Annotated in this window: 24 protein-coding genes and 3 tRNA genes; 20 read left to right on the forward strand and 7 right to left on the reverse strand. The window is 66.8% G+C overall.

Annotated elements, in window-relative coordinates; genetic code table 11:
- Positions 1-80: 80 nt before the first annotated feature.
- Positions 81-704: a copper resistance CopC family protein gene (locus ACZ9J7_RS09600; protein WP_476208944.1), complete on the forward strand. Its 624-nt coding sequence runs from the start codon at positions 81-83 to the stop codon at positions 702-704.
- Positions 705-755: 51 nt separating this feature from the next.
- Here the strand turns inward: ACZ9J7_RS09600 and ACZ9J7_RS09605 are convergent, their stop codons facing one another.
- On the reverse strand, positions 756-1,415 hold the full coding sequence (locus ACZ9J7_RS09605) for an NAD(P)-binding protein (protein WP_476208946.1): 660 nt from the start codon (positions 1,413-1,415) through the stop codon (positions 756-758).
- Between the two features lie 417 nt (positions 1,416-1,832).
- Between ACZ9J7_RS09605 and ACZ9J7_RS09610 the strand changes: the two genes are divergently transcribed.
- Genes ACZ9J7_RS09610 through ACZ9J7_RS09630 form a run of 5 tightly spaced genes read left to right on the forward strand, consistent with a single transcriptional unit; the run spans position 1,833 to position 8,955 of the window.
- Positions 1,833-2,873 (forward strand): universal stress protein, encoded by a 1,041-nt coding sequence (locus tag ACZ9J7_RS09610; protein WP_476208948.1) that lies wholly within the window; start codon positions 1,833-1,835, stop codon positions 2,871-2,873.
- A 39-nt stretch (positions 2,874-2,912) separates the two neighbouring features.
- Positions 2,913-5,774, forward strand: coding sequence for a PEP/pyruvate-binding domain-containing protein (locus ACZ9J7_RS09615; RefSeq protein WP_476208950.1), 2,862 nt, complete (start codon positions 2,913-2,915; stop codon positions 5,772-5,774).
- A 9-nt stretch (positions 5,775-5,783) separates the two neighbouring features.
- Positions 5,784-7,010 carry a LolA-like protein gene (locus tag ACZ9J7_RS09620; RefSeq protein WP_476208952.1) on the forward strand — a complete coding sequence of 409 codons (1,227 nt, stop codon included), beginning with the start codon at positions 5,784-5,786 and terminating at the stop codon, positions 7,008-7,010.
- Positions 7,011-7,055: 45 nt separating this feature from the next.
- A complete protein-coding gene (locus ACZ9J7_RS09625) occupies positions 7,056-8,081 on the forward strand; it encodes an ABC transporter ATP-binding protein (protein ID WP_476208953.1) in 1,026 nt (341 codons plus the stop codon).
- Positions 8,071-8,955: an ABC transporter permease gene (locus ACZ9J7_RS09630; protein WP_476208955.1), complete on the forward strand. Its 885-nt coding sequence runs from the start codon at positions 8,071-8,073 to the stop codon at positions 8,953-8,955. Before ACZ9J7_RS09625 ends, ACZ9J7_RS09630 begins: the two co-directional genes overlap by 11 nt.
- Positions 8,956-9,015: 60 nt before the next feature.
- Here ACZ9J7_RS09630 and ACZ9J7_RS09635 read toward each other — a convergent pair whose 3' ends face one another.
- The 4 genes from ACZ9J7_RS09635 to ACZ9J7_RS09650 form a co-directional block, all read right to left on the reverse strand.
- Positions 9,016-10,509, reverse strand: coding sequence for a C40 family peptidase (locus ACZ9J7_RS09635; RefSeq protein ID WP_476208956.1), 1,494 nt, complete (start codon positions 10,507-10,509; stop codon positions 9,016-9,018).
- 185 nt (positions 10,510-10,694) lie between these two features.
- Positions 10,695-11,615, reverse strand: a complete 921-nt coding sequence (locus ACZ9J7_RS09640; protein ID WP_476208958.1) for a cation diffusion facilitator family transporter — start codon at positions 11,613-11,615, stop codon at positions 10,695-10,697.
- Positions 11,616-11,625: 10 nt separating this feature from the next.
- Positions 11,626-12,054: a metallopeptidase family protein gene (locus ACZ9J7_RS09645; protein WP_476208959.1), complete on the reverse strand. Its 429-nt coding sequence runs from the start codon at positions 12,052-12,054 to the stop codon at positions 11,626-11,628.
- 9 nt (positions 12,055-12,063) lie between these two features.
- Positions 12,064-13,044, reverse strand: coding sequence for a DMT family transporter (locus ACZ9J7_RS09650; protein WP_476208960.1), 981 nt, complete (start codon positions 13,042-13,044; stop codon positions 12,064-12,066).
- Positions 13,045-13,114: 70 nt separating this feature from the next.
- Between ACZ9J7_RS09650 and ACZ9J7_RS09655 the strand changes: the two genes are divergently transcribed.
- Positions 13,115-13,807, forward strand: a complete 693-nt coding sequence (locus ACZ9J7_RS09655; RefSeq protein WP_476208962.1) for a DsbA family protein — start codon at positions 13,115-13,117, stop codon at positions 13,805-13,807.
- 35 nt (positions 13,808-13,842) lie between these two features.
- On the opposite strand, the gene ACZ9J7_RS09660 is transcribed toward ACZ9J7_RS09655, so the two are convergent.
- Positions 13,843-14,859, reverse strand: a complete 1,017-nt coding sequence (locus ACZ9J7_RS09660; RefSeq protein ID WP_476208964.1) for a PHP domain-containing protein — start codon at positions 14,857-14,859, stop codon at positions 13,843-13,845.
- Between the two features lie 164 nt (positions 14,860-15,023).
- Between ACZ9J7_RS09660 and ACZ9J7_RS09665 the strand changes: the two genes are divergently transcribed.
- The 9 genes from ACZ9J7_RS09665 (at position 15,024) to ACZ9J7_RS09705 (ending at position 19,922) form a co-directional block, all read left to right on the forward strand.
- Positions 15,024-15,096: transfer RNA gene (locus ACZ9J7_RS09665), tRNA-Glu, on the forward strand.
- A 91-nt stretch (positions 15,097-15,187) separates the two neighbouring features.
- Positions 15,188-15,261: transfer RNA gene (locus ACZ9J7_RS09670), tRNA-Asp, on the forward strand.
- 48 nt (positions 15,262-15,309) lie between these two features.
- Positions 15,310-15,385 (forward strand) — tRNA-Phe (locus tag ACZ9J7_RS09675).
- Between the two features lie 494 nt (positions 15,386-15,879).
- Positions 15,880-17,472 (forward strand): glycoside hydrolase family 68 protein, encoded by a 1,593-nt coding sequence (locus tag ACZ9J7_RS09680; protein ID WP_476208966.1) that lies wholly within the window; start codon positions 15,880-15,882, stop codon positions 17,470-17,472.
- A 192-nt stretch (positions 17,473-17,664) separates the two neighbouring features.
- The gene (locus ACZ9J7_RS09685; protein WP_476208968.1) at positions 17,665-18,114 is read left to right on the forward strand and encodes an Asp23/Gls24 family envelope stress response protein; all 450 of its coding nucleotides are present in this window, start codon (positions 17,665-17,667) and stop codon (positions 18,112-18,114) included.
- Positions 18,111-18,302 (forward strand): hypothetical protein, encoded by a 192-nt coding sequence (locus ACZ9J7_RS09690; protein WP_476208969.1) that lies wholly within the window; start codon positions 18,111-18,113, stop codon positions 18,300-18,302. The genes ACZ9J7_RS09685 and ACZ9J7_RS09690 overlap by 4 nt, the downstream gene beginning before the upstream one ends.
- Positions 18,299-18,679, forward strand: coding sequence for a hypothetical protein (locus ACZ9J7_RS09695; RefSeq protein ID WP_476208971.1), 381 nt, complete (start codon positions 18,299-18,301; stop codon positions 18,677-18,679). The genes ACZ9J7_RS09690 and ACZ9J7_RS09695 overlap by 4 nt, the downstream gene beginning before the upstream one ends.
- A complete protein-coding gene (locus ACZ9J7_RS09700; RefSeq protein ID WP_476208973.1) occupies positions 18,676-19,314 on the forward strand; it encodes an Asp23/Gls24 family envelope stress response protein in 639 nt (212 codons plus the stop codon). The genes ACZ9J7_RS09695 and ACZ9J7_RS09700 overlap by 4 nt, the downstream gene beginning before the upstream one ends.
- Positions 19,311-19,922, forward strand: coding sequence for a hypothetical protein (locus ACZ9J7_RS09705; RefSeq protein ID WP_476208975.1), 612 nt, complete (start codon positions 19,311-19,313; stop codon positions 19,920-19,922). Before ACZ9J7_RS09700 ends, ACZ9J7_RS09705 begins: the two co-directional genes overlap by 4 nt.
- A gap of 33 nt (positions 19,923-19,955) precedes the next feature.
- Here ACZ9J7_RS09705 and ACZ9J7_RS09710 read toward each other — a convergent pair whose 3' ends face one another.
- Positions 19,956-21,764: a glycoside hydrolase family 13 protein gene (locus ACZ9J7_RS09710; protein WP_476208977.1), complete on the reverse strand. Its 1,809-nt coding sequence runs from the start codon at positions 21,762-21,764 to the stop codon at positions 19,956-19,958.
- Positions 21,765-21,904: 140 nt separating this feature from the next.
- On the opposite strand from ACZ9J7_RS09710, the gene ACZ9J7_RS09715 reads away from it, so the two are divergent.
- The 4 genes from ACZ9J7_RS09715 to ACZ9J7_RS09730 are packed head-to-tail and all read left to right on the forward strand — an operon-like array spanning position 21,905 to position 25,377.
- A complete protein-coding gene (locus ACZ9J7_RS09715) occupies positions 21,905-23,191 on the forward strand; it encodes an ABC transporter substrate-binding protein (protein WP_476208979.1) in 1,287 nt (428 codons plus the stop codon).
- Positions 23,192-23,198: 7 nt separating this feature from the next.
- Positions 23,199-24,236, forward strand: coding sequence for a carbohydrate ABC transporter permease (locus ACZ9J7_RS09720; RefSeq protein ID WP_476208981.1), 1,038 nt, complete (start codon positions 23,199-23,201; stop codon positions 24,234-24,236).
- Positions 24,233-25,132 (forward strand): carbohydrate ABC transporter permease, encoded by a 900-nt coding sequence (locus ACZ9J7_RS09725; protein ID WP_476208983.1) that lies wholly within the window; start codon positions 24,233-24,235, stop codon positions 25,130-25,132. The genes ACZ9J7_RS09720 and ACZ9J7_RS09725 overlap by 4 nt, the downstream gene beginning before the upstream one ends.
- Positions 25,129-25,377 carry a hypothetical protein gene (locus ACZ9J7_RS09730; RefSeq protein WP_476208985.1) on the forward strand — a complete coding sequence of 83 codons (249 nt, stop codon included), beginning with the start codon at positions 25,129-25,131 and terminating at the stop codon, positions 25,375-25,377. Before ACZ9J7_RS09725 ends, ACZ9J7_RS09730 begins: the two co-directional genes overlap by 4 nt.
- Positions 25,378-25,448 lie beyond the last annotated feature (71 nt).

Raw genomic sequence — 25,448 nt, forward strand, 5'->3', positions numbered from 1 at the left:
TGCATCCTAAGGGAGCAGCGGGGAGTGGGCAGGCAATTTCGCCTAGTCTGTAAGGAAGCCAACACGAGGAGCAGCCCGCAATGCGCCAAGTCCCCCGCCAGTTGCTGAGCCTGGTGCTCGGTATGTTTGTCCTTGCAGGCGCTGCACTGGGCCTGGCCGCCCCGGCCTCCGCCCATGATGCCGCTGAATCAACCAGCCCGGCGCAGGGGGCTGCACTGGCTGCTCCGCCCGCCGAGGTTTCGGTGACGTTCAGCAACAAGCCGCTGGGCATCGGGTCGTCCTTCTCCGTCAAGGACGCCGGTGGAACCGAATGGGCTGACGGCTCCGTGCAGATCGTGGACAATGTGGCCATCCAAAAGCTGCGGCCGGGCGGCCCGGCGGGAACGTACACGGTGGCGTGGCGCGTGGTCAGCTCGGACTCACACCCCATCGAGGGAACCTTCACCTTTTCGGCGGCGTCCGGCGCCGCAGCGTCAGGGACGCCCTCCGGGGGAAGTTCGACGGCGGCCGGGGCGGTCCCGGGCATGGGCACCGCACAGCCGGGAACCACGGAAGAGCCGTCGGAGCCCGCGGGCGCCGGCGAGCCGTTCCAGTGGAGCATTGTGATTTTTGCGGTGGTCGCCGTCGGACTGCTGGTAGCGCTCGGCGTCATTGCCAGGCGCAGGCTCACCGGTGATGGCGACGCCGGGGAGGACGGGGAGTAGTCCCGCCCGCCGGGGCGGTTAGGTCCTGCCGGGCGCCTAGCCGGCGGACGCTCAGCAGGTGAGTACCGCAAAGCCGCCCGCGGCCGGGAAAGCGCCGCCGGAGAGCTGGCCGTTGGACGCCTGTCCGCTGGCCGGGTTGACCTTGGCGGAGATGGCCTGGCCCACGGTCTTGGCCTGGCGCAGAACTTCCTTGGGTGATGGCGTGATGAGTTCGCCCACGCCTACCAGGTAGATCCCGATGGCCCGCATGGCGGCTGCCACGTTCCGGCCCACGGCAATGCCGAAATCATTGAGCATGCGCCGCAACTGGCTGTGGGCGCAGCGGGTGAGCACAATGTGGTCTGCCACCAGGATGCCGGTGGGAGTGTGTACCTGCCACTGCGGTGCCGCCTGGTCCGGCGTTTCAAGCATGGTCAGCTGGACGGCCCGGGTGGTATTCCGGACATCCACGCTGTGGCTGGCGGCGTAGTTGCGCAGGTGGCGCAGGATCTCGTTGCGCTCCCGGAGGGTATCGCTGTCCGCCGCGTCGCAGCGCTGCAGTGAAGTAGTGTTCGCCGGCTGCGCCTGGCCGAGGATATCGAGGCCGTCCACCACGATGGAGTCCACCCCATGGCGGCGCAGTTCAGCGGCCACGGCCAGCCCGGACAGGCCAGTGCCAATGACCACAGTGGTGGTCTGTTCGGTCCCGGCATTCCCAGGCGTGCTTGACACTACAGTTTCCCTCCTTTGGAGCTTCGGCAGGTGCCGGCGTCATCGCCGGCTCGCGTTCCGTTACCCCCAAGTACGGCCGCAGCGCATGGCTCGGGACCGTCCTGGCAGGAAGATGCGGTTGGCGTCCCGGACCAACAATGTCCTGAAGACTACAGAACAAACGCGGCCGTGGATAGCCCAATGGAGAAAACAATTCCGTCCCGTGAAGGCGCTTTCCGGAAACGGTCCGAAAGCCTGTGGATAACTTCGCCCACCTGCCCCTGAACAGGCTTGCTAAGCATCAGGGGACGGAGAATAGTGGGGAGCAGGAGCGGTCCTGTTCCTGCCGGCGCCGGTGGTGTGCCGGGTGCGTAGGAAGCGGCCCGTTTTCTGGCAGAATAGCCGCAACATCAGGCGTATCGCGAGGAGGCGGCCCCCATGGGCTCACGAGAGTTGCATCCGGACCCGGCCCAGGACGGTGGCGGCAGACGTTCCGCTCCGCAGGGCATCGTGGTCGGCGTGGATGGTTCGGACCATGGCCAGTGCGCGCTGGTGTGGGCCGCGCGCGAAGCCCAGCGCCGCGGGCGTCCCCTCCATATCGTCACCGCCTACTCCGTACCGATCTTCGCCGCGTCCGGCCTGGACGGGGGTTACGCCACCGTGGACGACTCCGTGATCCGCGAAGGTGCCGAGGCCATTCTCCGGCAGGCACTGGAAAAGGTCGCAGCGTACGACGTCGACGTCACTTCCGCGGTGGAGAACGGCGACGCCGCAGGAGTCCTGCTGGAGATCTCCGAAACCGCTGAACTCCTGGTGGTGGGAACCCGCGGCCGCGGCGGCTTCGTGGGACGGCTCCTTGGTTCCGTCAGCAGCGCCCTGCCCGCCCACGCCAAGTGCCCTACCGTGACGGTCCCCTTGTTCTGCTCGGACCGGCTGGGCGAGGCCACGGAGGACCGCCGCGTCAAGGCTGAACAGGCCAAGTCCGGCCACCGGCCGGTGGAGAACGTGGTGGTGGTCGGTGTGGACGGCTCCGAGCAGGCCCGCGTCGCCGTCCTTGAAGCAGCCGACCAGGCCGAGCGGCTCGGTGCCTCCCTCCGCGTGGTCTGCGCCGTTCCCCAGTACAGCGGCTCCCTGGCCTGGGTTCCCGCACCCATGGACCGCAAAGCCCTGTTCGACGATATCCGCGTCACCCTGGAAGCCGGCATGGCATGGCTCCGCAGCCATTACCCCAGGCTGCAGGCAGAGTACGAATTGAAGGACGGCTCGCCGGTGGACGTGCTCGTCGAGGAAAGCCGGCACGTTGAGCTGGTGGTGGTGGGTACCCGCGGCCACGGAGGCTTCACCGGAATGCTGCTCGGATCGACGTCCGACGGCGTTCTCCACCACGCAAAGGGCCCTGTCATGGCTGTCCCGGACCGGGAGGACCCCCGTCTGGTGGACCGTGGACGGTTCGGTCCCATCCTGGGCGACGCCGCGTAGACCGCGCATTTCCCGGGCAGCCGGCGGAAGACCGCGGACATGATGCAGCGCACCCCAACCGATGACGGATCCGGCGGGTTGGTGCTGGACCTCACCCAGCTCAACGCCGGAATGCTCGCGCTGGTGGGCGGCAAGGCTGCCAACCTTGGAGAGCTGTTGTCGGCCGGGCTGCCGGTTCCGGAGGGGTTTTGCCTCACCACCGCCGCGTACCGGCAGGCTACCGGTGCCCCGGATGAACTTCTCCCCGCACTGGCCGGTGTATACGCGGCCCTGGGGGATGAACCGGGGCTCGGCGGGGCGTCACCCAACGTGGCAGGACTCGCCGGCACCGCCCGCGCCGCCATCCTTGCCGCTCCCATTCCCGCGGAAGTTGCCCAGGCGGTGGAGCACGCTTACAAGGCCATGGGGTCCGACGTCCCGGTGGCAGTAAGGTCTTCGGCCACCGCGGAAGACCTGCCTTTCGCCAGCTTTGCCGGCCAGCAGGACACCTACCTGAACGTGGTGGGCACCGCCGCGGTGCTGGATGCCGTCCGGCGGTGTTGGGCATCGCTGTGGACCGACCGCGCAACCGCGTACCGGGCAACCCTCGGAATCGACCCGGCCGCCGTGGCGCTCGCGGTGGTGGTCCAGCGGATGGTGGCCGCGGAGACTGCGGGCGTGATGTTCACCGCGAATCCCGTCACCGGCAGCCGCCGGCAGGTGGTGATCGACGCCAGCCCGGGCCTGGGCGAGGCCGTAGTCTCCGGCGCGGTCAACCCGGACCACTTCGTGGTGGATGCACTGACCGGAAGGGTGCTGGAAAGCACGCCTGGCGACAAAACCGTGGAGATACGGCCGGCCGCCGGAGGCGGGACTGAGCTTCGGGAGATGCCGGGCCGCCAGGGTGCCGCCTGCCTCACGGACCGGCAAGTGGCCGGCCTGGTGCGGCTGGGGTTGCGGGCCGGGGAACATTTTGGTGCCGCGCAGGACACCGAATGGGCGGTGGACGGCGATGGCGCCTTGTGGCTGACTCAATCGAGGCCCATCACCACGCTCTATCCGGTCCCCAGGAGCAACGGTGCCGCCGGCCGGATTCGCCCAGGTTCCACCGCCGGCGGGACCCGGGCTTACCTCTGTTTCAGCCTCGCACAGGGCCTCACCCGGCCGCTTACACCGATGGGCCTCGCGGCTGTCCGGCTTATCGCCTCATCGGTGGCCACCGCTGCCGGTTTTCCCGTTCCCGCCCCCCGGGGAGGACCGTCCCCGTACGCCGAGGCGGGGCAGCGGATCTACATCGACTTCACCACGCCCATCCGCAGCAGCGTGGGCCGCCGCCTCGTTCCGCGCGTCTTTGACATCATGGAAGCCCGGACGGCAACGGTCATGCGGCAACTGTTCTCGGACCCCGCCTTCTCGGTGACCACCAGGACGCCTTTCGGGCTGCTGCGGCACGTTGTGCCCGCGGCGGTCCGTGCAGAGGTGCCCGCCAACTTCCTCCGTGCGTTGTTCCGGCCCGGGGCGGCCTTTCGCAGGCTGGACCGTTTCATCGGGGAGTTCGACGCGTCCCTGGCTCCCGGTGACGGTGCCACCGCACTGGCACGCCTGGACCATGCCGAGGCGCTGGTGGGCTCGCGCCTGTTCCCGATCGTTCCGGCGATCCTTCCGCTTCCCGCCCTTGGGTTCGTCATGCTGGGTGTTGCCGGAAAGCTGCTGGGCGGGGATGCCTGGGATGAGCTGCAGCCCGTGATCCGGGGCCTGCCCAACAACGTCACCACGGAAATGGACCTTGAACTGTGGCACTTGGCGCAGGCAATCCAGGAGGACGCCGAATCACGCACCGCCCTGATGGAGGGCGACCCGGCCGCCCTGGCTGCCGCCTTCCAGGCGGGCCGGCTGCCGGCGCGCCTGGACACGGGCGTGGCAAGGTTCCTGGATAGGTACGGCCACCGGGCAGTGGGCGAAATCGACGTCGGACTCCCGCGGTGGTCGGAGGAGCCGGCCCACATCCTGGGGATCCTTGCCAACTACCTGCGGCTGGACAATCCAGCACTGGCACCGGACGCCCAATTCGGCAAGGCTGCCGAGGACGCGGAGGCGCAGGTGGGCCGGCTTGTGGCCAGGGCATCCGCCCGCGGCAAGATCCGGGGCTGGCTGGTGCGTGCCGCGCTCCGCAGGGCACGGCTGTTCGCCGGACTGCGCGAGCTGCCGAAGTACCAGCTGGTGGTGGCCCTCGGGGAAGTCCGGCGCCAACTGCTCCTGGTGGGCAACGAACTGGCGCAGGCGGGAACGGTGGAACGGCCCGACGACGTATTTTTCCTGGACTTCGCCGAGGCCCGGCAGGCCCTGGCCGGAACAGACGGGAACAGCGGGGCTGCCGTCCGGGACCTGCGGACCCTCGTGGCGGCGCGGCGCCAAGACTATGCCGTGGAGCTCAGGCGCCGGCACATCCCCAGGGTATTGCTCTCGGACGGCACGGAACCCGAAGCGGTGCGTACCGCCGTCGGAATCGCAGGGAACGGAAACCTGCCCAGTGGAACCCTGGCCAACGGAACCCTGGCCGGCAGCCCGGCCTCGGCCGGGAGGGTGACCGCTGCGGCACGGGTCATCCTGGACCCGGTTGGAGCGCGCCTGGAACCCGGCGAGATCCTGGTTGCCCCGTCCACGGACCCGGGCTGGACGCCGCTGTTCCTGACGGCAGGAGGACTGGTGATGGAGATGGGCGGGGCCAACTCCCATGGCGCCGTCGTGGCCAGGGAATACGGTATTCCCGCGGTGGTCGGGGTACCGGATGCCACCGGCCTGATCAGCACCGGCCAAACAATAACGGTCGACGGCGGTGCGGGAACCGTCGTGCCGGAACGCCCCGGTAACCCCCGGAATGGACCCGTTCCCAAGGGCACGGACCCCCCTGAGCGGGCGTAGTCTTGGACTATGGGCTCCAACAGGCTGGATTCCGGCGGACAGTCTCAAAACATCCACGTGCAGCGAAGCAGCACCAAAAGCCGCAAGGCGTGGCTGCGATGGCTTCCGGCCGTCGTGGCTCCGGCGGTCATCGCCTCAGCAGCCCTGGTCGGGTCCCTCCCGGCCGGCGCCAGCAACCCGCTCCCAGCCAAGACGCCGGCCCAGGTCCTGGAGTTGGCCGCCAGCCACCAGGTGCGCACATTCTCGGGCACGGTGGAACAGTCAGCTGACCTGGGCTTGCCGGAACTTCCGGCCGCCGGGAAACCATCCGGGTCCGCGTCCGGTCCTGCGTCCGCCGGCAGCGTGGCTTCGGTAATTGAGCTCCTGACGGGCAAGCACACCGCGCGCATCTACGTGGACGGCAAGGACAACGCCCGCGTACAGGTGATGGACCAACTGGCCGAACGGGACGTGGTACGCCACGGAAACGACGTCTGGTTCTACTCCTCAAAGGACAACTCCGCAGCCCACCTGGCCGTGCCCCAACGCACCGGGGACCCTGCCCACACAGCGGATCCCGCGCTTCCGAACGACCCGCACGGCACACCCGGGATGCACACTCCCGCTGAACTGGCCCAACAGTTCCTGTCAAAGGTGGACCCGGGTACCGCCGTTTCCGTGGGCCCGGATGTATCCGTTGCGGGGCGTGCCGCCTACAACCTGCTGCTTGAGCCCCGCACGGACGGGACGTTGGTGGGCAAGGTGGCCATCGCCGTCGACGGTGAGAGCGGGATGCCATTGTCCGTCACGGTGACGGCACGCGGCGCGGATAAGCCTGCCCTCGCCTCCGGGTTCACCAGCTTCTCGCTGGACGCGCCGGACCCGTCAGTCTTCGGCTTCAGCCCGCCCCCGGGCAGCACGGTGAAGGAGCTCCCGGTCCCGGACAAATCCCACGATCCCGCCAACTCCCATGATCCCGCCGATGCCCATGGCCCGGGCGCCATGCACGGTGATGCCAAGGGGAATGTGGCCGTCACCGGCACCGGCTGGGAGACGGTGGTGGGCACGGCGGCTGGATCCGCTGCGGCGGCCGAACCACTGCTCCAGGACCCGCTGCTGTCCCAGGCCGCCATCGCCGTACCCGGCGGCCGGCTGCTTTCCACGGCCCTGCTGAATATCCTGGTGACCGACGACGGCCGGATCTTCGCTGGAATGGTGCCGCCTGAGGGGCTGCAGGCCGCAGCAGCAGCGCGGTAGGCATTGGACGGACGGGGGAGTGGCGGCCGGGCCGGAGCACGCCAGGTGACCGCGGAGCTGGCGATTGAGACCCGGGGCCTCAGCAAGCACTTTGGCCAGCAGGCCGCCGTCGACCAGGTGGACCTGGCCGTCCCGCACGGGACGGTCTTCGGATTCCTGGGGCCCAACGGGTCCGGGAAGACCACCACCATCCGCATGCTGCTGGGACTGGCTGCCGCGTCCGCCGGTACCGTGACGCTGCTGGGCCAGGAGATGCCGGACAAACTCCACGAGGTGTTGCCGCGCGTCGGCGCCCTGGTGGAGGGCCCCGCGTTCTATCCGTTCCTGTCCGGCGCCGCCAACCTCCACCGGCTCGATTCCGCCAGCCCGCACACTGTGCCTGCCACGCGCAAGGCCCGCGTGCAGCAGGCCCTGGAGCGTGTAGGCCTGGAACACGCGGCGGGGAAGCGCGTGCACGCGTACTCCCTGGGAATGAAGCAGCGGCTGGGCATCGCCAACGCACTGCTTTCGCCCCGGGACCTCCTGGTCCTGGACGAGCCCACCAACGGCCTGGATCCGCAGGGCACCCGCGAAGTCCGCAACCTGGTGCGCTCGCTGGCGCACCAGGGCACCACCGTTTTTGTTTCCAGCCACCTGCTGGCCGAGGTGGACCAGATGTGCACCCACGCCGCGGTCATGAGTGCCGGCAAGCTCGTGGCACAGGGCCCGCTGGCCGAGCTGCGCCAGGCTGGAACTACGCGCCTGCGGCTGGTAACACCCGACGGCGGTGCGGCGCGGCAGGTCCTGGCGGGGCTGGGGCTGGTACCCGGGCAGGGGGAGGCCGAAGCGCAGGCTGAACGTCCGGGCCGCCCAGGCCAGCAGGGGCTGCCGGAACCACGGCGGCCCCAGCCGGACGGGGAGACCATCGTGGCCGCGCTGGATGCAACCGGGCAGCCCGCGGTGCTGCCGGAGGACGTCGTGGCGCGCCTGGTCCAGGCGGGGGTCCGCGTCCGGGGCTTCGCCGTCGAACGTGAAAGCCTCGAGGACCGCTTTGTTGCCCTGACCGGGGAAGGATTCGACGTTGCCCAGTAGCGTTCCCGCCGACATTCCGGAAACCGCCAAGACTGCCCCGGCCGCCTCAACGCCGCGCAGCTCAGGTCTGTCCCTCCTGGGGTCGGAACTCAAAGTGCTGTTCGGGCGGCGGCGGACCTGGGCGCTGCTGCTGGCGCTCGCCGCCATCCCCATGCTCATCGCAGTGGCCGTAAAGGTTTCCTCCGCGGTCCCGCCGGGGCGGGGCCCTGCATTCCTCGACCGAATCACCCAGAATGGCCTGTTTGTGGCTTTCACCGCCATGCTGGTGTCCGTCCCGTTGTTCATGCCGCTCGCGGTCGGGGTGGTGGCTGGCGATACGATCGCCGGAGAGGCCAGCCTGGGTACCCTCCGGTACCTGCTGGTGGCGCCGGCCGGGCGGGTGCGGCTTCTCCTGGTGAAGTACGCGGGGGCACTGGCCTTCTGCATCGTCGCTCCGTTGACCGTGGGCCTGGCAGGTGCGGCCATTGGGGCTGCACTGTTCCCCGTGGGCCCGGTGACCCTGCTCTCCGGAGGTGTGGTCCAGCCCGGCGAAGCCTTCCTGCGCATAGTGCTGATCGCCGCCTACCTGGCCCTGTCCCTCGCCGGACTCTCGGCCATCGGGCTGTTCCTGTCCACGCTGACCGTCGTTCCGGTTGGGGCGATGGCCGCCACGGTGGTGGTGTCTGTGCTTTCCGAGGTCCTGGACCAGCTTCCGCAGCTGGAGTGGCTGCACCCGTGGCTCTTCAGCCATTACTGGCTTGGTTTCGCCGACATGCTGCGCCAGCCACTGGTGTGGGACTCGTTCGGCAGCAACGCCCTGCTCCAGGCCGGCTACGTGGCGGTGTTCGGGGCGCTCGCGTATGGCCGGTTCGTCACCAAGGACATTTTGAGCTGACGACGGCGGCGGGAGCCTTCATAACCTGCAGCCCCAAGGCCGCAGCCCCAAGGTCGCAGCTCAGTAGCGGGCTGCGTACGGGTACAGGTCCATGCCCACCATTGAACTGATGGTGGAAACGGTGATGCCCTCCTGCGGGTTCAGCGCCTGGACCACCTGGCCGTTCCCCAGGTAGATGGCCACGTGGTAGAAGTTCGGGGCGGAACCCCAGACCAGCAGGTCGCCTCGCCGGGCCTGCGAAATCGGAACGTGGACCGGGGCTGCCGCGTACTGCTGGGATGCGGTGCGCGGAAGGTACGTACCGGCCGCGGCGAAGGCATTCTGCACCAGGCCCGAGCAGTCGAAACCATACGGCCCTGTGCCACCCCATTGGTAGAAGTACGGTGCGCCCACCTTGCCCAAGGCGACGGAGATGGCTGCCTCATACGTGCCTGAGCTTGCAGGAGGTGCAGGTGAAGGTGCAGGTGCAGGCGCAGGGGCGGGTGCAGGTGCCGGGGCAACCAGAGCAGGAGCGGGTGCCGGTGCGGCGGGGGCAGGTGCCGCGGCAACGGGTGCCGGCGCGGGTGCAGCGGGCGGCGCGGCAGCCACCGGTGCGGCAGGGGCGGGGGCTGCCGGGGCCGGCGCGGCGGGAGCGGGAGCCGCGGGGGCAGCCACCTGGCCGCCGCCGTTCTGTCCCGCACTGTTCTGGCTCGCGGCCTGGTCCTTGGCTGCCTTGTCCTGCGCTGCTTTATCGGCAGCTGCTTTGTCGGCGGCCGCGGACAAAGCAGCAAGGCGTGCCTCTTCGCGTTGCCGGTCAAGGGCATCCACCCGGGCGGATTCGAGCGCCACGGTGGTGTTGCGGAGCTGCGCCAGTTGATCCACCAGGACGGTCCGCTGCGCCTTTGCATCGGCGACCGCCTTGGCCTGCGCGGCGTTGGCCTCCTCCGCCTGGGATTTCCGTTGCTCGGCGGTCTTCGCTGCGTCATCGGCAGCCTTGGTGGCGTCCTCCGCCGCTGCGGTCAGGGAGCGGTAGGCGGTGGCCGCGGCGTCCGCAGCTTCGAACGCGCGGCTGCGGCTGGCGGAAAGGGCCTCAAGGGTGGCGGCCTGCTGGAGGCTGTCGGTGCCGCTGGCCAGGGTTCCGAGGGTGGGGTTCAAGCCGCCGTTGCGGTACAGATCACCGGCGAGCTGCCCTACCTGCTTCCGGGTCCTGTCCTGCTGGTCGCGGGCCGACGCTGCTTTGGCGGCGGCAACGGAAGCCGCTTCAGTCCGCTGCTGCAGTTCCACGAGTGCTTCACTGTAGGAATTGTTAGCCTGCATGGCCACCGCGAACGCCGCCTGCTGGGCAGTGGACGCATCCGCCAGAATCCGCTCGATCGCGGTGACCTGATCCGCCGTGGCGGACTCACTTGCCTTTGCGGCGGCGATGTCGTCCGGGGACGGGATCTCGGGTGATGCGGGAAGGGCCACGGGTGCGGATGGTGCCGGCACCGCCAGTGCGGGCGGGGCCACAGAGGCAAAGAGTACGACGGCGGCGCACAGCGCAGCAGTCCTGCGGCCGGATCCGGGTAAAGCCATCTGCAGAGACCTCGCAACGGTAGGGCTGGGAGTGAGGTTCTGGATGCGGCACGACGGTGCCCCTCAGCTGCTCGCCAGCAGTCCGAGGTTACGTGACGATATGCACATTGGCAACAGCAGTCACATCAATAACATAAACCACAATCATGTCATTCCTCGCGGAATTTCATGGGGGTGTGTCGGGGTCAGGCGTGCTGGTGTTCCTCGTGTTCTGAATGGCTGGCAGGCTCCAGCTGGAAGGTGCAGTGGTCCGTATCGAAATGGGAACCCAGGCAGGTGATGAGCTTGTCCAGCAACTGGTCGGCGCCCCGGGCGTTGAGCACCCCATCCTCCACCACCACGTGGGCCGAGAAGACGGGAACACCTGACGTGATGGTCCAGATGTGGATGTCGTGGACGTCGGTCACGCCGGCTACCGACAGGATGTGCTCGCGGATCATCTGGACTTCCACTCCTTTCGGGCTGGCCTCCAGCAGGACGTCCACCACGTCGCGCAGCAGGCTCCAGGCGCGGGGGAGGATCATCAGCGCAATGAGGACGGAGGCGATGGTGTCGGCTGCCTGGAAACCGGTGGCCATGATGACCACGGCTGCGATGATGACGGCCACCGAGCCCAGGAGGTCGCCCAGCACCTCCAGGTAGGCGCCGCGGATGTTCAGGCTCTCCTCCTGCGCCCCACGCAGGATCAGCAGCGATACCAGGTTCGCCACGGCGCCGAGGATTGCGGCGAACAGCATGATGTCCGTCTGTACCTCGGGGGGTGCGCCAAAGCGGCGGATGGCCTCCGTGAAAATCACCACGGAGATCACGATCAGGATCAGCGCATTCGCCAACGCCGCGAGCACCTCTGCCCGCTGGTAGCCGTAGGTCCGCTGGTCACTCGCCGGGCGGCCGGCGATCCAGGCGGCAAGCAGGGCGATGGTGACACCGGCCGCGTCGGAGAGCATATGCCCCGCGTCCGCCAGCAGGGACAAAGACCCGGACAGTACCGCGCCGACGATCTGGATGACCACAACGCCGAGCGTGATCCCCAGGACCGCCACCAGCCGTTTCCGGTGCCGCCCGGTGGCAGTGATTCCGTGGCCGTGGTTGTGGTCGTGTCCCATGCCTACAAGGCTAGCCCCAGCCCAGCTCGTGCAGCCGGTCGTCGGAAATCCCGAAGTGGTGGGCGATCTCATGGACCACGGTGACGGCCACTTCGTGGACCACCTCGTCCCGGGAGGCGCAGATTTCCAGGATGGGTTCGCGGAAGATGGTGATCCGGTCCGGGAGCGAGCCGGCGTCCCACCATGAATCGCGTTCGGTCAGGGGGACGCCTTCGTACAGCCCCAGCAGCACGGTGTCCGGGTCTTCCCCTGGCCCGGGCACGTAATCGTCGTCGATGAAGACTGCCACGTTGTCCATGGCGCGGGCCAGCCGGTCCGGGATGCCGTCCAAGGCATCCTGGACGGCGGCCTCGAATTCGTCGGCTGACATGGTGAAACCCGACGGTTCATGCGGCCCGTCAGGAATGATGGGCAGTCCCGGCGGAAGGCTGGCTGGCATACCCCGACTCTAGCTGGCCGGCCGGGCCGGCCCGTTGTGGGAGGGGCGCGTCCTGCGCCGGATCAGTCCCACTCCCACCAGGCAGACCAGCCCGCCCACCAGCCCCCAGGCTGTGGGGATCTCCCCGAGCAGCAACCAGGAGATGAGCACTGTGGTCCCGGGCACCAGGTAGGTGGTGGCAGCCAGCTTCCCGGCGTCCACCAGCGAGAGCGCGTATGCCCAGGTTGTGAAGGCGATTGCAGTGGGAAACACACCCAGGTACACCAGCGCCCAGGTGGCCTCCGGAGGGGCGGCCTGGACTTCGGACGCCAGCTGCCCGGCGAACGGCAGGCAGCACACTGCGCCCACGACGATGCCGAACCAGGTTGCCTGCGCCGCCGGGAACTTCCGCACCACCGGCTTCTGGATGATGACGCTGACTGCGGCGAGCACCGCCGCGAGGAGGCAAAGCGCCACGCCTGCCAGGTCCGCCGTCGGACTTTCCCCGGGGCAGCGCGGCTGTCCGGAACCCAGGGCGATCAATGCAACCCCCGCGAACGCCACCGTGCTGCCGATGAGCAGCCAGCGGGGAAAGCCCTCTTTGAGGAAAATGCCGGCCATGATGGCCACCAAAATGGGGTTGACGTTGATCAGCAGGGCGCTGGTGCCGGCATCAAGGATGTGTTCGGCGGCGTTCAGGGCAACGTTGTAGCCGCCGAACCACATCACGCCATAGGCGAGGATGGGCAGCCATTCGCGTCCCTCGGGCAGTATCCGGCTCCTGAGCAGTTGCGGCACCACCAGGAAAGCGAGGACGACGGCGGCAACCGCCAGCCTGCCGAGCGTCAGGGATCCGGGGGAGAAGTGCGGCCCGATGGCGCGGATGCCGACGAACGCAGAGGCCCACAGCACCACGGTAACCCCCATGGCCGCCACGCCAAGGGCCTTCGCGGGCGTGGGTGCTGCAGCGGGTGAAGCCAGGGGCTGGCGGGCGGGGCTGGTGGAAGGCATGAGTCAAATGTACGGCTGCTGCAGGCACCGAACTGGCGGAAATCGGCCATGTGGGTGCCCCCGGGCTAGGATGCGGACCAAGTCCTCTCCTTCGGTTCCCGGCCGTGACACCCCGCGCCTTGTCAGGAAGATCATCTGGATCGCACTGGCCCTCATCGTCCTGGGCGGCGTTGCCTGGTACGCGGTCTTTGCCGGGACGAAGCCCCAGCAGGCGGCGCCTCCGGCCGCGGATGCTGGGCAATTTGTTCGTGCCGACAGCCGCCGCCTCACTACGCCTGCCGAGGAGAAGGCCCAATTGGTGGAGTTCCTGGATTTCGAGTGCCCGTCCTGCGCTGCGGTCCATCCTTTCGTGGAGGAGCTCAAGGCGGAGTTCGGGGACAGGATTACCTTCGTCAACAGGTATTTTCCGCTCTCTGCACACCCCAATTCCGGCCCGGCAGCCCTGGCAGCGGAAGCGGCCGCGCAACAGGGCCAGTACCAGCAGATGTCCGCCAAGCTTTTCGAAAGCCAGTCCCAGTGGGCCGGCAGCCAGCAGTCCCAGGCGCCGCTGTTCCGCACCTACGCTGGGCAGCTGGGCCTGGACCTGGCGCAGTTCGATGCGGTCGTGGCGGACCAGGACACCGAGGAACGCGTCCTGGCCGACATCGCGGACGGCAATGCCCTCGGTGTCAACGGCACACCCACGTTCTTCCTCAACGGCGAGAAGCTCACGCTGTCCACCAAGGCGGACTTCCACCAGAAGCTGGCAGACGCCGTGAAGTAGCGGCGTTCAGCCCCGCTGACGGTTCCAGGCGCAGCCTAGCCCTGCGAAGCCCAGGCGAGGAGCTTGTCCACCGGCCACGTGGTGATGATCCGGTCTGCCGGAACGTTGTTGCGGGCTGCGCGTTCGGCGCCGTACTGCAGGAAATCCAGCTGCCCGGGGGCGTGGGCATCGCTGTCAATCGAGAACAGGCACCCGGCTTCCAAGGCCAGCTGGATCAGGGCATCGGGCGGGTCCTGCCGCTCCGGGCGTGAATTGATCTCCACGGCGACGTTGTGCTCCGCGCACGCTGCGAAGACTTCCTTGGCATCGAAGTCCGACGGCGGCCGCGTTCCGCGCGAGCCTTCGACCAGCCGTCCGGTGCAGTGGCCCAGGACGTTGGTCCGCGGGGCCGTGATGCCCCCAAGCATCCTGGTGGTCATGGTCTTCCGGTCTGCCCGGAGTTTTGAGTGGACGCTGGCCACCACGATGTCGAGGCGGTCCAGCAGTTCCGGTTCCTGGTCCAGCTCGCCCGATTCCAGGATGTCCACTTCGATCCCGGCCAGGAGCCGTGTGCGGCCGCCATTGCTGTTGATGCCTGCCACCACGTCCAGCTGGTCCCGCAGGCGTTCAGGGGATAGTCCGTTGGCGATGGTGAGGTTGGGCGAATGGTCGGTCAGGGCCAGGTACTCCCTGCCCAGCACCTCTGCGGCCGCCACCATCAGCTCAATGGGGGAGCCGCCGTCGGACCATTCACTGTGGCTGTGGAGGTCTCCGCGCAGGGCCCCGCCGATCTCTGCGCCGCCGGCTGCAAGCGGCTCGGCGCCCTTCTCCCGAAGGTCCGCCAGGTACTCGGGGACCTGGCCATCCACCGCCTGCCGGATCACCGTGAAGGTCCGGTCCCCGATCCCCTTCATCGATTTGAGCCGCCCGTTCCGGGCACGCACGTCCACTTCCGCCGGGCCGAGCGCGCCGATGGCGGCGGCTGCCTTTCGGAAGGCCTGGACCTTGAACGTGGCCGCACGTCCGCGCTCCAGCCAGAAAGCGATCTCGTTGAGCGCATCGACGGCATCCATCCGTCCATCTTGACCCGTCCCGGGGCCAAACGGCGGGGTTTTTCGCCGATTTTGGAATATTCCGGGTTAGCCCCTATAGTTTTAGAGTCCAGTTCGGAGAAACGCAGAGGACAAAGACGGAAAGCCCCGCTTGACGCCTTTTATTTTGTTCCGAACGGGTTCTGGCCCCCATCGTCTAGCGGCCTAGGACACCGCCCTTTCACGGCGGCGGCACGGGTTCGAATCCCGTTGGGGGTACGCAAGGAACTGGTCAAGCAGGCTAAAAAAGTCTGGTAGGCTGGAAGCCTTGAAAAAAGCGGTAGAGATACTGCAAAAGCAAGAAACGCAAGGCCCTGTAGCGCAGTTGGTTAGCGCGCCGCCCTGTCACGGCGGAGGTCGCGGGTTCAAGTCCCGTCAGGGTCGCTCTGATTGTTGGAAGAGATTCCGGCTGTCATGGTGACTAGTCACCTAGGCTCTGTAGCTCAGTTGGTAGAGCGTTCGACTGAAAATCGAAAGGTCACCGGATCGACGCCGGTCGGAGCCACCACTGGGAAGCATCAGTTCTTCGGAACTGGTGCTTTTCTGCTTTAACACCGGCCTTGGCAACCACCGACCCGGTTTCCGGGCTGCCGCGTCTCGACCTGCCGTCACGCATGGGTTGCAGTCCTGTGGTGAACGCAACATCGCAGCCACCGCCTAAAGAAATCTCTGGCACCCGGCGAAACATTTGACCTCTGCTGAAGGAATATGGCACGCGCGCGCCTTGGGTTGTGTAAGCGCTTGCACTCTACTCGCCGGTAACCGGATTTGGCTTATGAAACAGGGTTTGAACTGCCCGTTCCACCCCGTCTACGGTGGAGCGCGGCCGGAGGACAGCATGCTTTCCAACGGCCGGCCAGGCCCTACCCAGGCCTGTCTCTCCCGCAGCACAACGGCGTCCCCGATGACGCCTGAGGTGTTGCCGGGGCCGCGGTGTGTTTCGGGAGCATGGGCACACGCCCGCCTTCCACGAAAAGTCATAACTCCGCGAGAAGAGCAAGAATGCACAAGCACCCCCAACCCCGGCTGCTGCGGTGGCGCACCGCCGCCGCAGCGCTGGCGGCGACCCTGGCCGCCTCGGCCTTCCTGGCCGTCCCCGCGGCACAGGCCAATGAGCCCTCCGACCCTCCTGCAGTCCAGCAGATGCCTGCCCCCACGCCAGGCTTCCCCCTGCCGACGCAGCACACGCAGCAGGCCTTCGACCCGGCGTCGGACTTCACCTCCAAGTGGACCCGTGCGGACGCCAAGCAGATCATGGCGCAGAGCGACTCCACCGTCCAGCCGGGCACAAACTCCATGAGCCCGGACGTCACCATGCCGGAGATCCCGCAGGACTTCCCCACCATGAATGACGACGTCTGGGTGTGGGACACCTGGTCCCTGACGGACGAAAACGCGAACCAGGTCAGCTACAAGGGCTGGGACGTCATCTTCTCCCTGGTCGCTGACCGGCACGCCGGATACGGTTTCGACCAGCGCCACTGGAACGCCCGGATCGGGTACTTCTTCCGCAAGACCAACGCTGATCCGGCCAAGGACAAGTGGAACTACGGCGGGCACCTGTTCCTGGACAACACGTCCATCGGAAACACCGAGTGGTCCGGTTCCACCCGCCTGATGCAGGGCAACCACGTGAACGTCTTCTACACCGCCACCACCTTCTACGATGTGGCCGAGCGGAACGCCGGGGGCGGCGGAATCGCCCCCGACGCGGTCATCGCCAAGGCGTTGGGAAACATCCACGCCGACCAGAACGGCGTTACCTTCGACGGCTTCCAGCACACCAAGCTGCTTGAACCGGACGGAAAGATGTACCAGACCAAGGCGCAGAACGCAGGCTTTGCGTTCCGCGACCCGTACACCTTCCAGGACCCGGCCCACCCCGGCAAGACCTACATGGTCTTCGAAGGCAACACCGCAGAAAACCGCGGCGACTACCAATGCAAGGCCGAGGACCTGGGCTACCGCCCCGGGGACCCGCACGCAGAAAGCGTCACGGACGTCCAGAACAGCGACGCCTTCTACCAGACGGCCAACGTTGGGCTGGCGGTCGCGGACAACAAGGACTTGACCAAGTGGTCCTTCCTCCCTCCCATCCTTTCCGGGAACTGCGTGAACGACCAGACCGAACGCCCGCAGATCTTCATCCAGAATGAAAACGGCAAGAACAAGTACTACCTCTTCACCATCAGCCACCAGTTCACCTACGCGGCAGGCATGCGGGGTCCCGACGGCGTCTACGGGTTCGTGGGCAACGGGATCCGTTCGGACTACCAGCCCATGAACAACAGCGGCCTGGCCCTGGGCTCGCCCACGGACCTGAACCTTCCGTCCGAGTCTCCGGAGGCACCCACACCGAACCAGAACGGCCGGCAGTTCCAGGCATATTCGCACTACGTGCAGCCCGGCGGCCTGGTGCAGTCCTTCATCGACAACGTCAATGGAGTCCGTGGCGGTTCCCTTTCGCCGACGGTAAAGATCAACTTCCGCGACGGCGTGTCCCAGGTGGACAGGACGTTCGGCCGGAACGGACTGGGTCCGTTCGGCTACCTGCCCACCAACGTTAGGGTCGGCGGCGAGGGCCTCTACAAGTAGGCCGAGGCGCCGCGGCAGTACCAAGCAGAACGTGACCCAGGCGGGGAGCCCCACGGCTCCCCGCCTGGTTCCTTTAACCGCTTTCAGTCAACCACTCCTTGACCCGGGTCGCGTGCAACGGCGCCGACGGGTTTCCAGCCCATCTGTCGCAGCCTGGGGATAGGGTGGAACCAACAGAAGGGGGAGTGCCTGATGGAATACCAGAACCCACAACCCGTGGTGCCCAACCGTCCTGCCGCCAGCCCGGCTCCCGGCCCGGGCCGGACAGTCATTTCCGAGACCGCCGTGGCAAAGGTCGCGGGGATCGCCGCCCGCGCGGTTCCCGGCGTCTACTCCCTGGGGTCGGGCCCGTCCCGTGCCTTGGGCGCCATTCGCGACGCCGTCGGCAGCTCCGACCACGCCGCCGGCGTCCACGCGGAAGTCGGCGAAACACAGGTAGCCGTCGATATCACCCTGGTGGCCAGCTACGGAACGCCCCTGCACGCGCTGGCCAACGACGTCCGTGCCGCCGTTTACCGCGCGGTCGAAGAGCTGGTAGGTCTGCAGGTGATCGAGGTGAACGTCGAAATCACCGACGTCTACGTCCCACCGCCGGTAAAGACGGCTACTCCGGCCGCTGCCGAACGGGAGGCGCTGCTGTGAACCTCACCGTGGCAGGCACGGCCATGGGCGCATTCGTGGCGTTCATGTCGCTGCAGTTCGGCCTTTGGGGCTTCCTGGCTTCCCTTCTCTTCATGGCCGTTGGAGCCCTCCTGGGCCGTGCCGCCGAAGGAAAGCTGGACCTGCGCGGCATTTTCGATGCCATCATCGGCCGGCGCTCGTCCTCATGAGCTCGCCCGCGCCCGTTGTGCGTGCGCAGGCGCTCAGCGGCCATAACCGGATCAGTACCCAGGCTTTGACCAGCCTCGCCAAAGCGGCGGCTGCGCAGGCGCTGGGCGTCGACGCCCAGGACATCCGTGCGGACTGGACGGACGACGACGGCCTGCTGGCTTTGTCCCTCGTGGCCCCCATCAGCATCCCGCCGTTACAGGCCGTGGCAGCGGACCGGGCCAGAATTGGCGCCGTTGGAGGATCCATCTGGGACCGCACCGTGAAAGCCAAGGAGAGCATCCTGGCAAAAGTGTCGGAACTGAGCGGTTCACAGGTAAGCCGGGTGGATATCCGCATCAGTGGGGCAAGGATCAGTACAGAAGGGCGGGTACGGTGAGCAGCAGCGTGGGAAGCCGCCGGGCCGGCAGCGGATCCCGGAGGGGCAACGGCCCGGACATGCGCAGGGTGGTCTACCGCGAGACACATTCCGGCAGGGCCGTTGTGTCGGTTGTGGCCGCCGTCCTGGTCCTGGTGTTTGCCGGTTACGGAGTCCTTGAATCCGGTGTGCACGCGGTGGGGCAGCCGGCGTGGCTGGTGGAGCCGCAGGTGGCGGCCCAGCGCATCGTGGACCTTCCCGCCGGGATACCCCCGCTGCTGCTGGCGGCAATCGGCGCCGTGCTCGCCATGCTGGGATTGATTTTCCTGCTTAATGGGATCCTCCCGGGGAAGCGCGCGCGCCATGTGCTGGCCGGCGCGTCCGGCGAAGGACTCCCCGCCGTGGTGGTGGACGACGAGGTCATCGCGTCCTCCCTGGCCCGCCGCGCACGCCTCGCCGCCAATGTCACGCCGGACCAGGTCATGGTGGTTCTCTCCCAGCGGCAGGTGCTGGTGAATGTCCGCCCTACCTCCGGCGTCCCGGTAAACCCGGAAAGGGTACTTGAGGCCGTACGGGATGAGCTGGACCAGATGTTGCTGGAACCGGCACCCGTTCCGCGCGTCAATGTGGCGCCCTCGGGGGTGATCGGGGCATGAACAGCACCCCGGTACTGCTCAACCGCATCCTGCTCACCGCGCTGGGCCTGCTCCTGCTGGGGGCCGGGCTCCTCCTGGTGCTGCTGGCCACCGTTCCCCCCGTGGGCGCCTGGTGGCATTCGTGGTCTTCCGGGGCCTGGGGTGGCATCAACCGGGTGTTTGATTCCACCCGTTTCCCTGGGCGGCCGGAAAGCTGGTTATGGATCGTAGTGGCCTTGGCCCTGCTGGCACTGATGGGGCTCATGGTGGCCTGGATGGCCCAGCAGGGCAAAGGCAAGTCAAGCCTGCTGGCCGCCGAATACGATCCCGGTGAGACCGCCGGCGACGTGCGGATCGGTGGCGGGGTGGCAGAACAGGCTCTCCGGCATGCCCTCGAAGGGCGCCCGGACCTCGCCGGTGCCACCGTCACCACCTACGAGGTCAAGGGAGCGCCCGCCTTGAAGGTCCGGCTCCTGCCGCGCCAGGGCGTGGCCCCGCACCTGCTGGCCGCCGAGGTCGCCGGACTCGTGGACGCCCTGGAGGCCGTGGTGGGCAAGGAGATTCCCGTCCTTATCCACATCGGCGCCGGGGCACGGACACGCTTCGGCAGGGCTGAGCGCGTCCGTTGACATGCCGCCGGAGGGCGTCCGGGCGCAAGGATTCTACCTGCCGCCCATGAGGTACACGGTGGTGTCCACGGGAACCTCCCGCATGCCGGTCCATTCGTCGGAGGGTTCGGGGCCGCTGGAGAGCACCACGGCCAACCCCTCGGGCACGGGGGCGGAAGCAAAGCCCATGTTGGACAGGACCGTCACGGCTCCATTCCGGAACGCCAGAAGGCCGCTGTCCGGAGCGTGTTCATCCGTCCACTCCACGCTGCCGCTGCCCAGCTGTTGTGCCGCCCGAAGGGCCAGGGCTGCCCGGTACAGCTCAAGGGTTGAGCCGTCCTCGCCGTCCTGCAGGTCGGCGGCCAGGGGCCCGAAGCTTTCCGGCTGGGGGAGCCACGGCCCTGGCGCCTGCCCGGACAACTCACCCGAGAACCCGTACCCGGGTTGGTCCGCAGTCCATGGCAGCGGGACCCGGCAGCCGTCGCGGCCGATTTCGGCACCATGGGTTCGGAAGAATGTGGGGTCCTGCCGGGCCTGGTCAGGAAGTGAAGTGTGCTCAGGCAGGCCCAGTTCCTCGCCCTGGTAAAGGTAGGCGGAGCCAGGCAAAGCCAGCGCAACCAGCGTCGCGGCGCGGGCCCGCGCCAGGCCCAGGGCAGGGTCGGGCTGTTCGTCGGCCGCCCCGATGCCCTTGGGGAACGTGGTGGGATCCTTGAGCCCGAACCGCGTGGTGTGCCGCACGGTGTCGTGGTTGCTGAGCACCCAGGTGGACGGAGCCCCCACGGATGCTGCCGCCGCCAGGGAGGCGTCGATGGCGTCAGCCATGCGTTCGGCATCCCAGCCTGCCAGGAGGAAGTCGAAGTTGAAGGCCTGCTGCATTTCATCCGGCCGGACATAGCGGGCCAGGCGCTCGGCCGGTTCCACCCAGGCCTCAGCCACCATCATGCGGTCTCCGCCGTACTCCGCCAGGACGCGGTTCCAGTCCCGGTAGATGGCGTGGACGCCGTCCTGGTCGAAGAACGGAGACGGCGGATACATGGGGGAAACGGCCCTGTGGGGTTCTTCTGCGTCGGTGTGGGCATGGGGTGCATCCCCGGGCAGATGGCTCTCCAGAGGGGGAGCGGAGGTTCCCTCCACCATGGCGGCAACGCCGTCCCAGTCCGGAAGTCCCGCTTCCTTTACCAGGCCGTGGGCAACATCCACGCGGAAGCCGTCGGCCCCGCGGTCCAGCCAGAAGCGCAGTACCGCACGCATTTCCTCCTGGACCTCCGGGTTGTCCCAATTCAGGTCCGGTTGCTTGGTGTCGAAAAGATGGAGGTACCACTGGCCCGGCGACCCGTCCGCCTCCTGCACGCGGCTCCAGGCCGGCCCGCCGAACACGGATTTCCAGTTGTTGGGAGCCCGGCCGCCGTCTCCCGATCCCGGCACCTCATCCTTGCCGTCCCTGAACATATACCTGTGCCGCGCAGGGCTCCCCGGGGGTGCCGCCAACGCCTCCCGGAACCAGGCGTGCTCGTCAGAGGTGTGGTTGGGAACCAGGTCCACGATGACTTTCAGCCCGCGTCGGTGAGCTTCCTGCAACATGGCGTCGAAGTCTTCCAGGGAGCCGAAAAGCGGGTCGACCTGGCGGTAGTCGGCGACGTCGTACCCGCCGTCTGCCTGCGGCGACTTGTAGAACGGGGAGAGCCAGATGGCATCCACTCCAAGGGCCTCCAAGTAGGGAAGCCGGCCCGTGACGCCGCGGAGATCGCCCATGCCATCACCGTTACCGTCCGCAAACGACCGGGGATAAATCTGGTACACCACGGCGTCCGCCCACCACGCAGAGGGGGCTGGGTCCGGCACCGGAACGGCTGGATCGGTCATTTGGTTCCCCTCTGATAACTTTTTGATGTAAACGCTTGCATTGCAGACAGCAACCTTACTAGTGTGACTGTCACCACATCAACCTCACCTAGCAAGCGCACTGTCGACTTACTTGTCACTCAGCGAGGAGCTTCAAGCTAATGAAAACCCCGAGATTCCTGCTTCCGGCTGCCACAGCCGGCATTCTGGCCCTGACGTTGTCCGCCTGCGGCGGCGGAGGTGGAGGCGGTACCACAGGCGGTGGCAGCGACGCTGACGCCAACCTCGATTCCCGCGGCCCGATCACTTTCGTGCAGGGCAAGGACAACAACAATGTGATCCGCCCGCTCATCGATAAGTGGAATGCAGCCCACAAGGATGAGCAGGTCACTTTCAAGGAGCAGACCGACCAGGCAGACCAGCAGCATGACGACCTGGTGCAGCACTTCCAGGCCAAGCAGTCGGACTACGATGTGACGGACGTGGACGTCGTCTGGACCGCTGAGTTTGCGGCCAAGGGCTGGCTGCAGCCGTTGAAGGACAAGATGGCTGTCGACACGAGTGCCATGCTTCCGGCAACGGTGAACAGTGCCACGTACAAGGGCACCCTGTATGCCGCTCCCCGCACTTCAGATGGCGGTATCCTCTTCTACCGCAAGGACCTGGTCCCCAACCCGCCCAAGACCTGGGACGAGATGATGGGCATGTGCTCCATTGCCCAGCAGAACAACATTGGTTGCTACGCCGGACAGTTCAGCAAGTACGAGGGCCTCACCGTCAATGCCTCCGAGGCCATTAACTCCGCCGGCGGCTCGGTCCTGGACAAGGACGGCAAGCCGAGCCTGAACACTCCCGAGGCAAAGGCTGGTTTGGGGAACCTGGCCAAGGCGTACGCCGACGGCAATATCCCGAAGGAAGCCATCACCTACAAGGAAGAGGACAGCCGGCAGGCCTTCCAGAGCGGCAAGCTCCTGTTCCTGCGCAACTGGCCATATGTCTACAGCCTGATGAGCACTGAAGGGTCTTCCGCGGTCAAGGACAAGTTCGGCATGGCAGCTCTCCCCGGCAAGGACGGCCCGGGTGCCTCCTCGCTGGGCGGCCACAACACCGCGATCAGCGTGTACTCCAAGCACAAGGCCACCGCCCTGGACTTCGTAAAGTTCCTGACGTCCGCCGAGAGTGAGAAGTTCTACGCAACCCAGGGCTCCCTCGCTCCGGTCCTCGGATCGCTGTACTCGGACCAGGAACTGGTTTCCAAGCTGCCTTACCTGCCGGTCCTGAAGACGTCGATCGACAACGCCGTTCCGCGTCCCGTGACGCCGTTCTACCCGGCTGTCACCAAGGCAATCCAAGACAATGCCTACTCCGCAATCAAGGGAGAAAAGTCAGTGGAAACAGCACTTTCTGACATGCAGAAGTCCATCGAATCCGCCGGTGCGGGATCGTAGTTCTGCCATGGCAACCGAACTAGGCCCGACGCCGGTCAAGGCACCGGCGTCGGGCGGGACCCCCGTCCACCGCGGGCCCAAGGGCGTAGGGGAGGACAACAGGATCGCCAGCCAGGGCCGCTGGGCATCCTGGCTGCTCGCCCCCACCATCATTGCCTTGGGCACCGTGATCGTTTACCCCATCATCAGCGCCATCGTGATGTCCTTCCAGAAGGACGCCGGCCTTGATCCAGCCACCGGCCTGTTCACCGCAGGCGGCCCGGCAGGCATCCAGAACTACGTGAACTGGCTCGCTCAGCAGTGTTCAGCCCCGGCAGGCGGAACAGTCGCCTGCCCGCCAGGCACGCTGGGAGGCCAATTCTGGTCCGCCACCGCTACAACCTTCTTCTTCACCATCGTCACGGTGTCGCTGGAAACTGTCCTGGGCTTCTGGATGGCCATGATCATGGCCCGGGAGTTCCGCGGACGCAGCCTGGTCCGCGCAGCTGTCCTGGTGCCGTGGGCCATCCCCACGGCGGTAACGGCCAAGCTCTGGTTCTTCATCTTCGCCTTCGAGGGCATTGCCAACAAGCTGTTCAACACCACAATCCTGTGGACGGGCAGCGAATGGCCGGCCAAGTGGGCCGTGGTCATAGCCGACGTCTGGAAGACCACGCCGTTCATGGCGCTGCTGATCCTGGCGGGCCTGCAGATGATCCCGGCGGAAGTCTACGAAGCCGCCAAAGTTGATGGCGCCACTGCCTGGCAGCGGTTCCGCCTGATCACGCTTCCTTTGGTCAAGCCCGCACTGATGGTGGCCATCCTGTTCCGTACCCTGGATGCGCTGCGCATGTTCGACCTGCCGTACATCCTCACCGGCGGGGCCAACAACACCACCACCTTGTCCATCCTGGTGATCAACCAGATCAGGCAAGGATTCAATGCGGCGGCTGCCCTGTCCACCATCACGTTCATCATCATCTTCCTCGTCGCCTTCATCTTTGTCCGCTTCCTCGGGGCCAACGTTGTTGAGCAGAGCGGCGCCACAGGAAAGGGGAAGAAATGACCACGGCAACAGCAGACGCCTCGGCGCTGCGGGCCCAGCAGGACAGAGGCCGGAAGGCAGCCCAGAACCGGGAAAAGTGGGCCCAAGGGCGCACGTACATCAGTGCCTTGGTGATCCTGCTTTGGTGCCTGGCCCCGGCCTACTGGATGGTGGTGACGGCGTTCCGCGAGGTCGGCTTCACCTACGACACCTCGATCCTGCCCAGCCACGTCACCCTGGACAACTTCAAGACAGCCTTTGACACGTCCTTTGGCAACAGGTTTGGGCAGGCGCTGCTGAACAGCGTGTTCATCGGTGGCGTCGTAACGGTGGTGTCCCTGCTGATTGGCGTGTTCGCCGCGTACGCCCTTGCCCGCTTGAACTTCAAGGGCAAGTTCCTGGTCCTCGGCTTCATCCTGGGTGCATCCATGTTCCCCGGCGTTGCCCTGATCACCCCGCTGTTCCAGCTGTTCACCAACATCGGCTGGATGGGTACGTACCAGGCGCTGATTATTCCCAACATCTCCTTCGTGCTCCCGTTGACGGTCTACACCATGACCTCGTTCTTCCGGGAAATGCCGTGGGAGCTCGAGGAATCAGCCCGCGTGGACGGCTGCACCCAGGGCCAGGCGTTCCGCAAGGTCATCATGCCGCTGGCTGCTCCGGCAATCTTCACCACCGCAATCCTGGCCTTCATCTCCTCGTGGAATGAGTTCCTGATTGCCAGCCAGCTGTCCAGCGACGCAACCCAGCCGGTGACGGTGGCCATCGCCAACTTCGCCGGTGCACAGCCCAACCAGATCCCGTACACGGCCATTATGGCCGCGGGCACCATCGTCACCATCCCGCTGGTGATCCTGGTGCTGGTCTTCCAGCGCAAGATCGTAGCCGGCCTCACGGCAGGTGCGGTCAAGTGACGGACGCCGGTTCCCGCCCCCGGACCCCGGGGGCGGGAAACCGCAGCCGTTTGGTCCGCTCGGGTGAGGACTTCGACATCATCATCGGCTTCCTCGCATTCTGGGCGCTGGTTCTCCTGGTGATCACTGTGTGGATGGAAGTCACAGCCCAGCCTGCCCTTGGATGGGCGCTGGGCCTCCTGGCCACCCTGCTGGCCCTGTATGGCATGGTTCGGCTGCGCCGGAAACTTCCGGCCCGACGATAGGGATGTCTAGGCCGGTTACCGGTGGCTGTGACCTGGGACGCAGCCGCCGGGCCGGTTATCACTGCCCGTCT

It is taken from the genome of Pseudarthrobacter sp. TE9888, assembly GCF_056279345.1.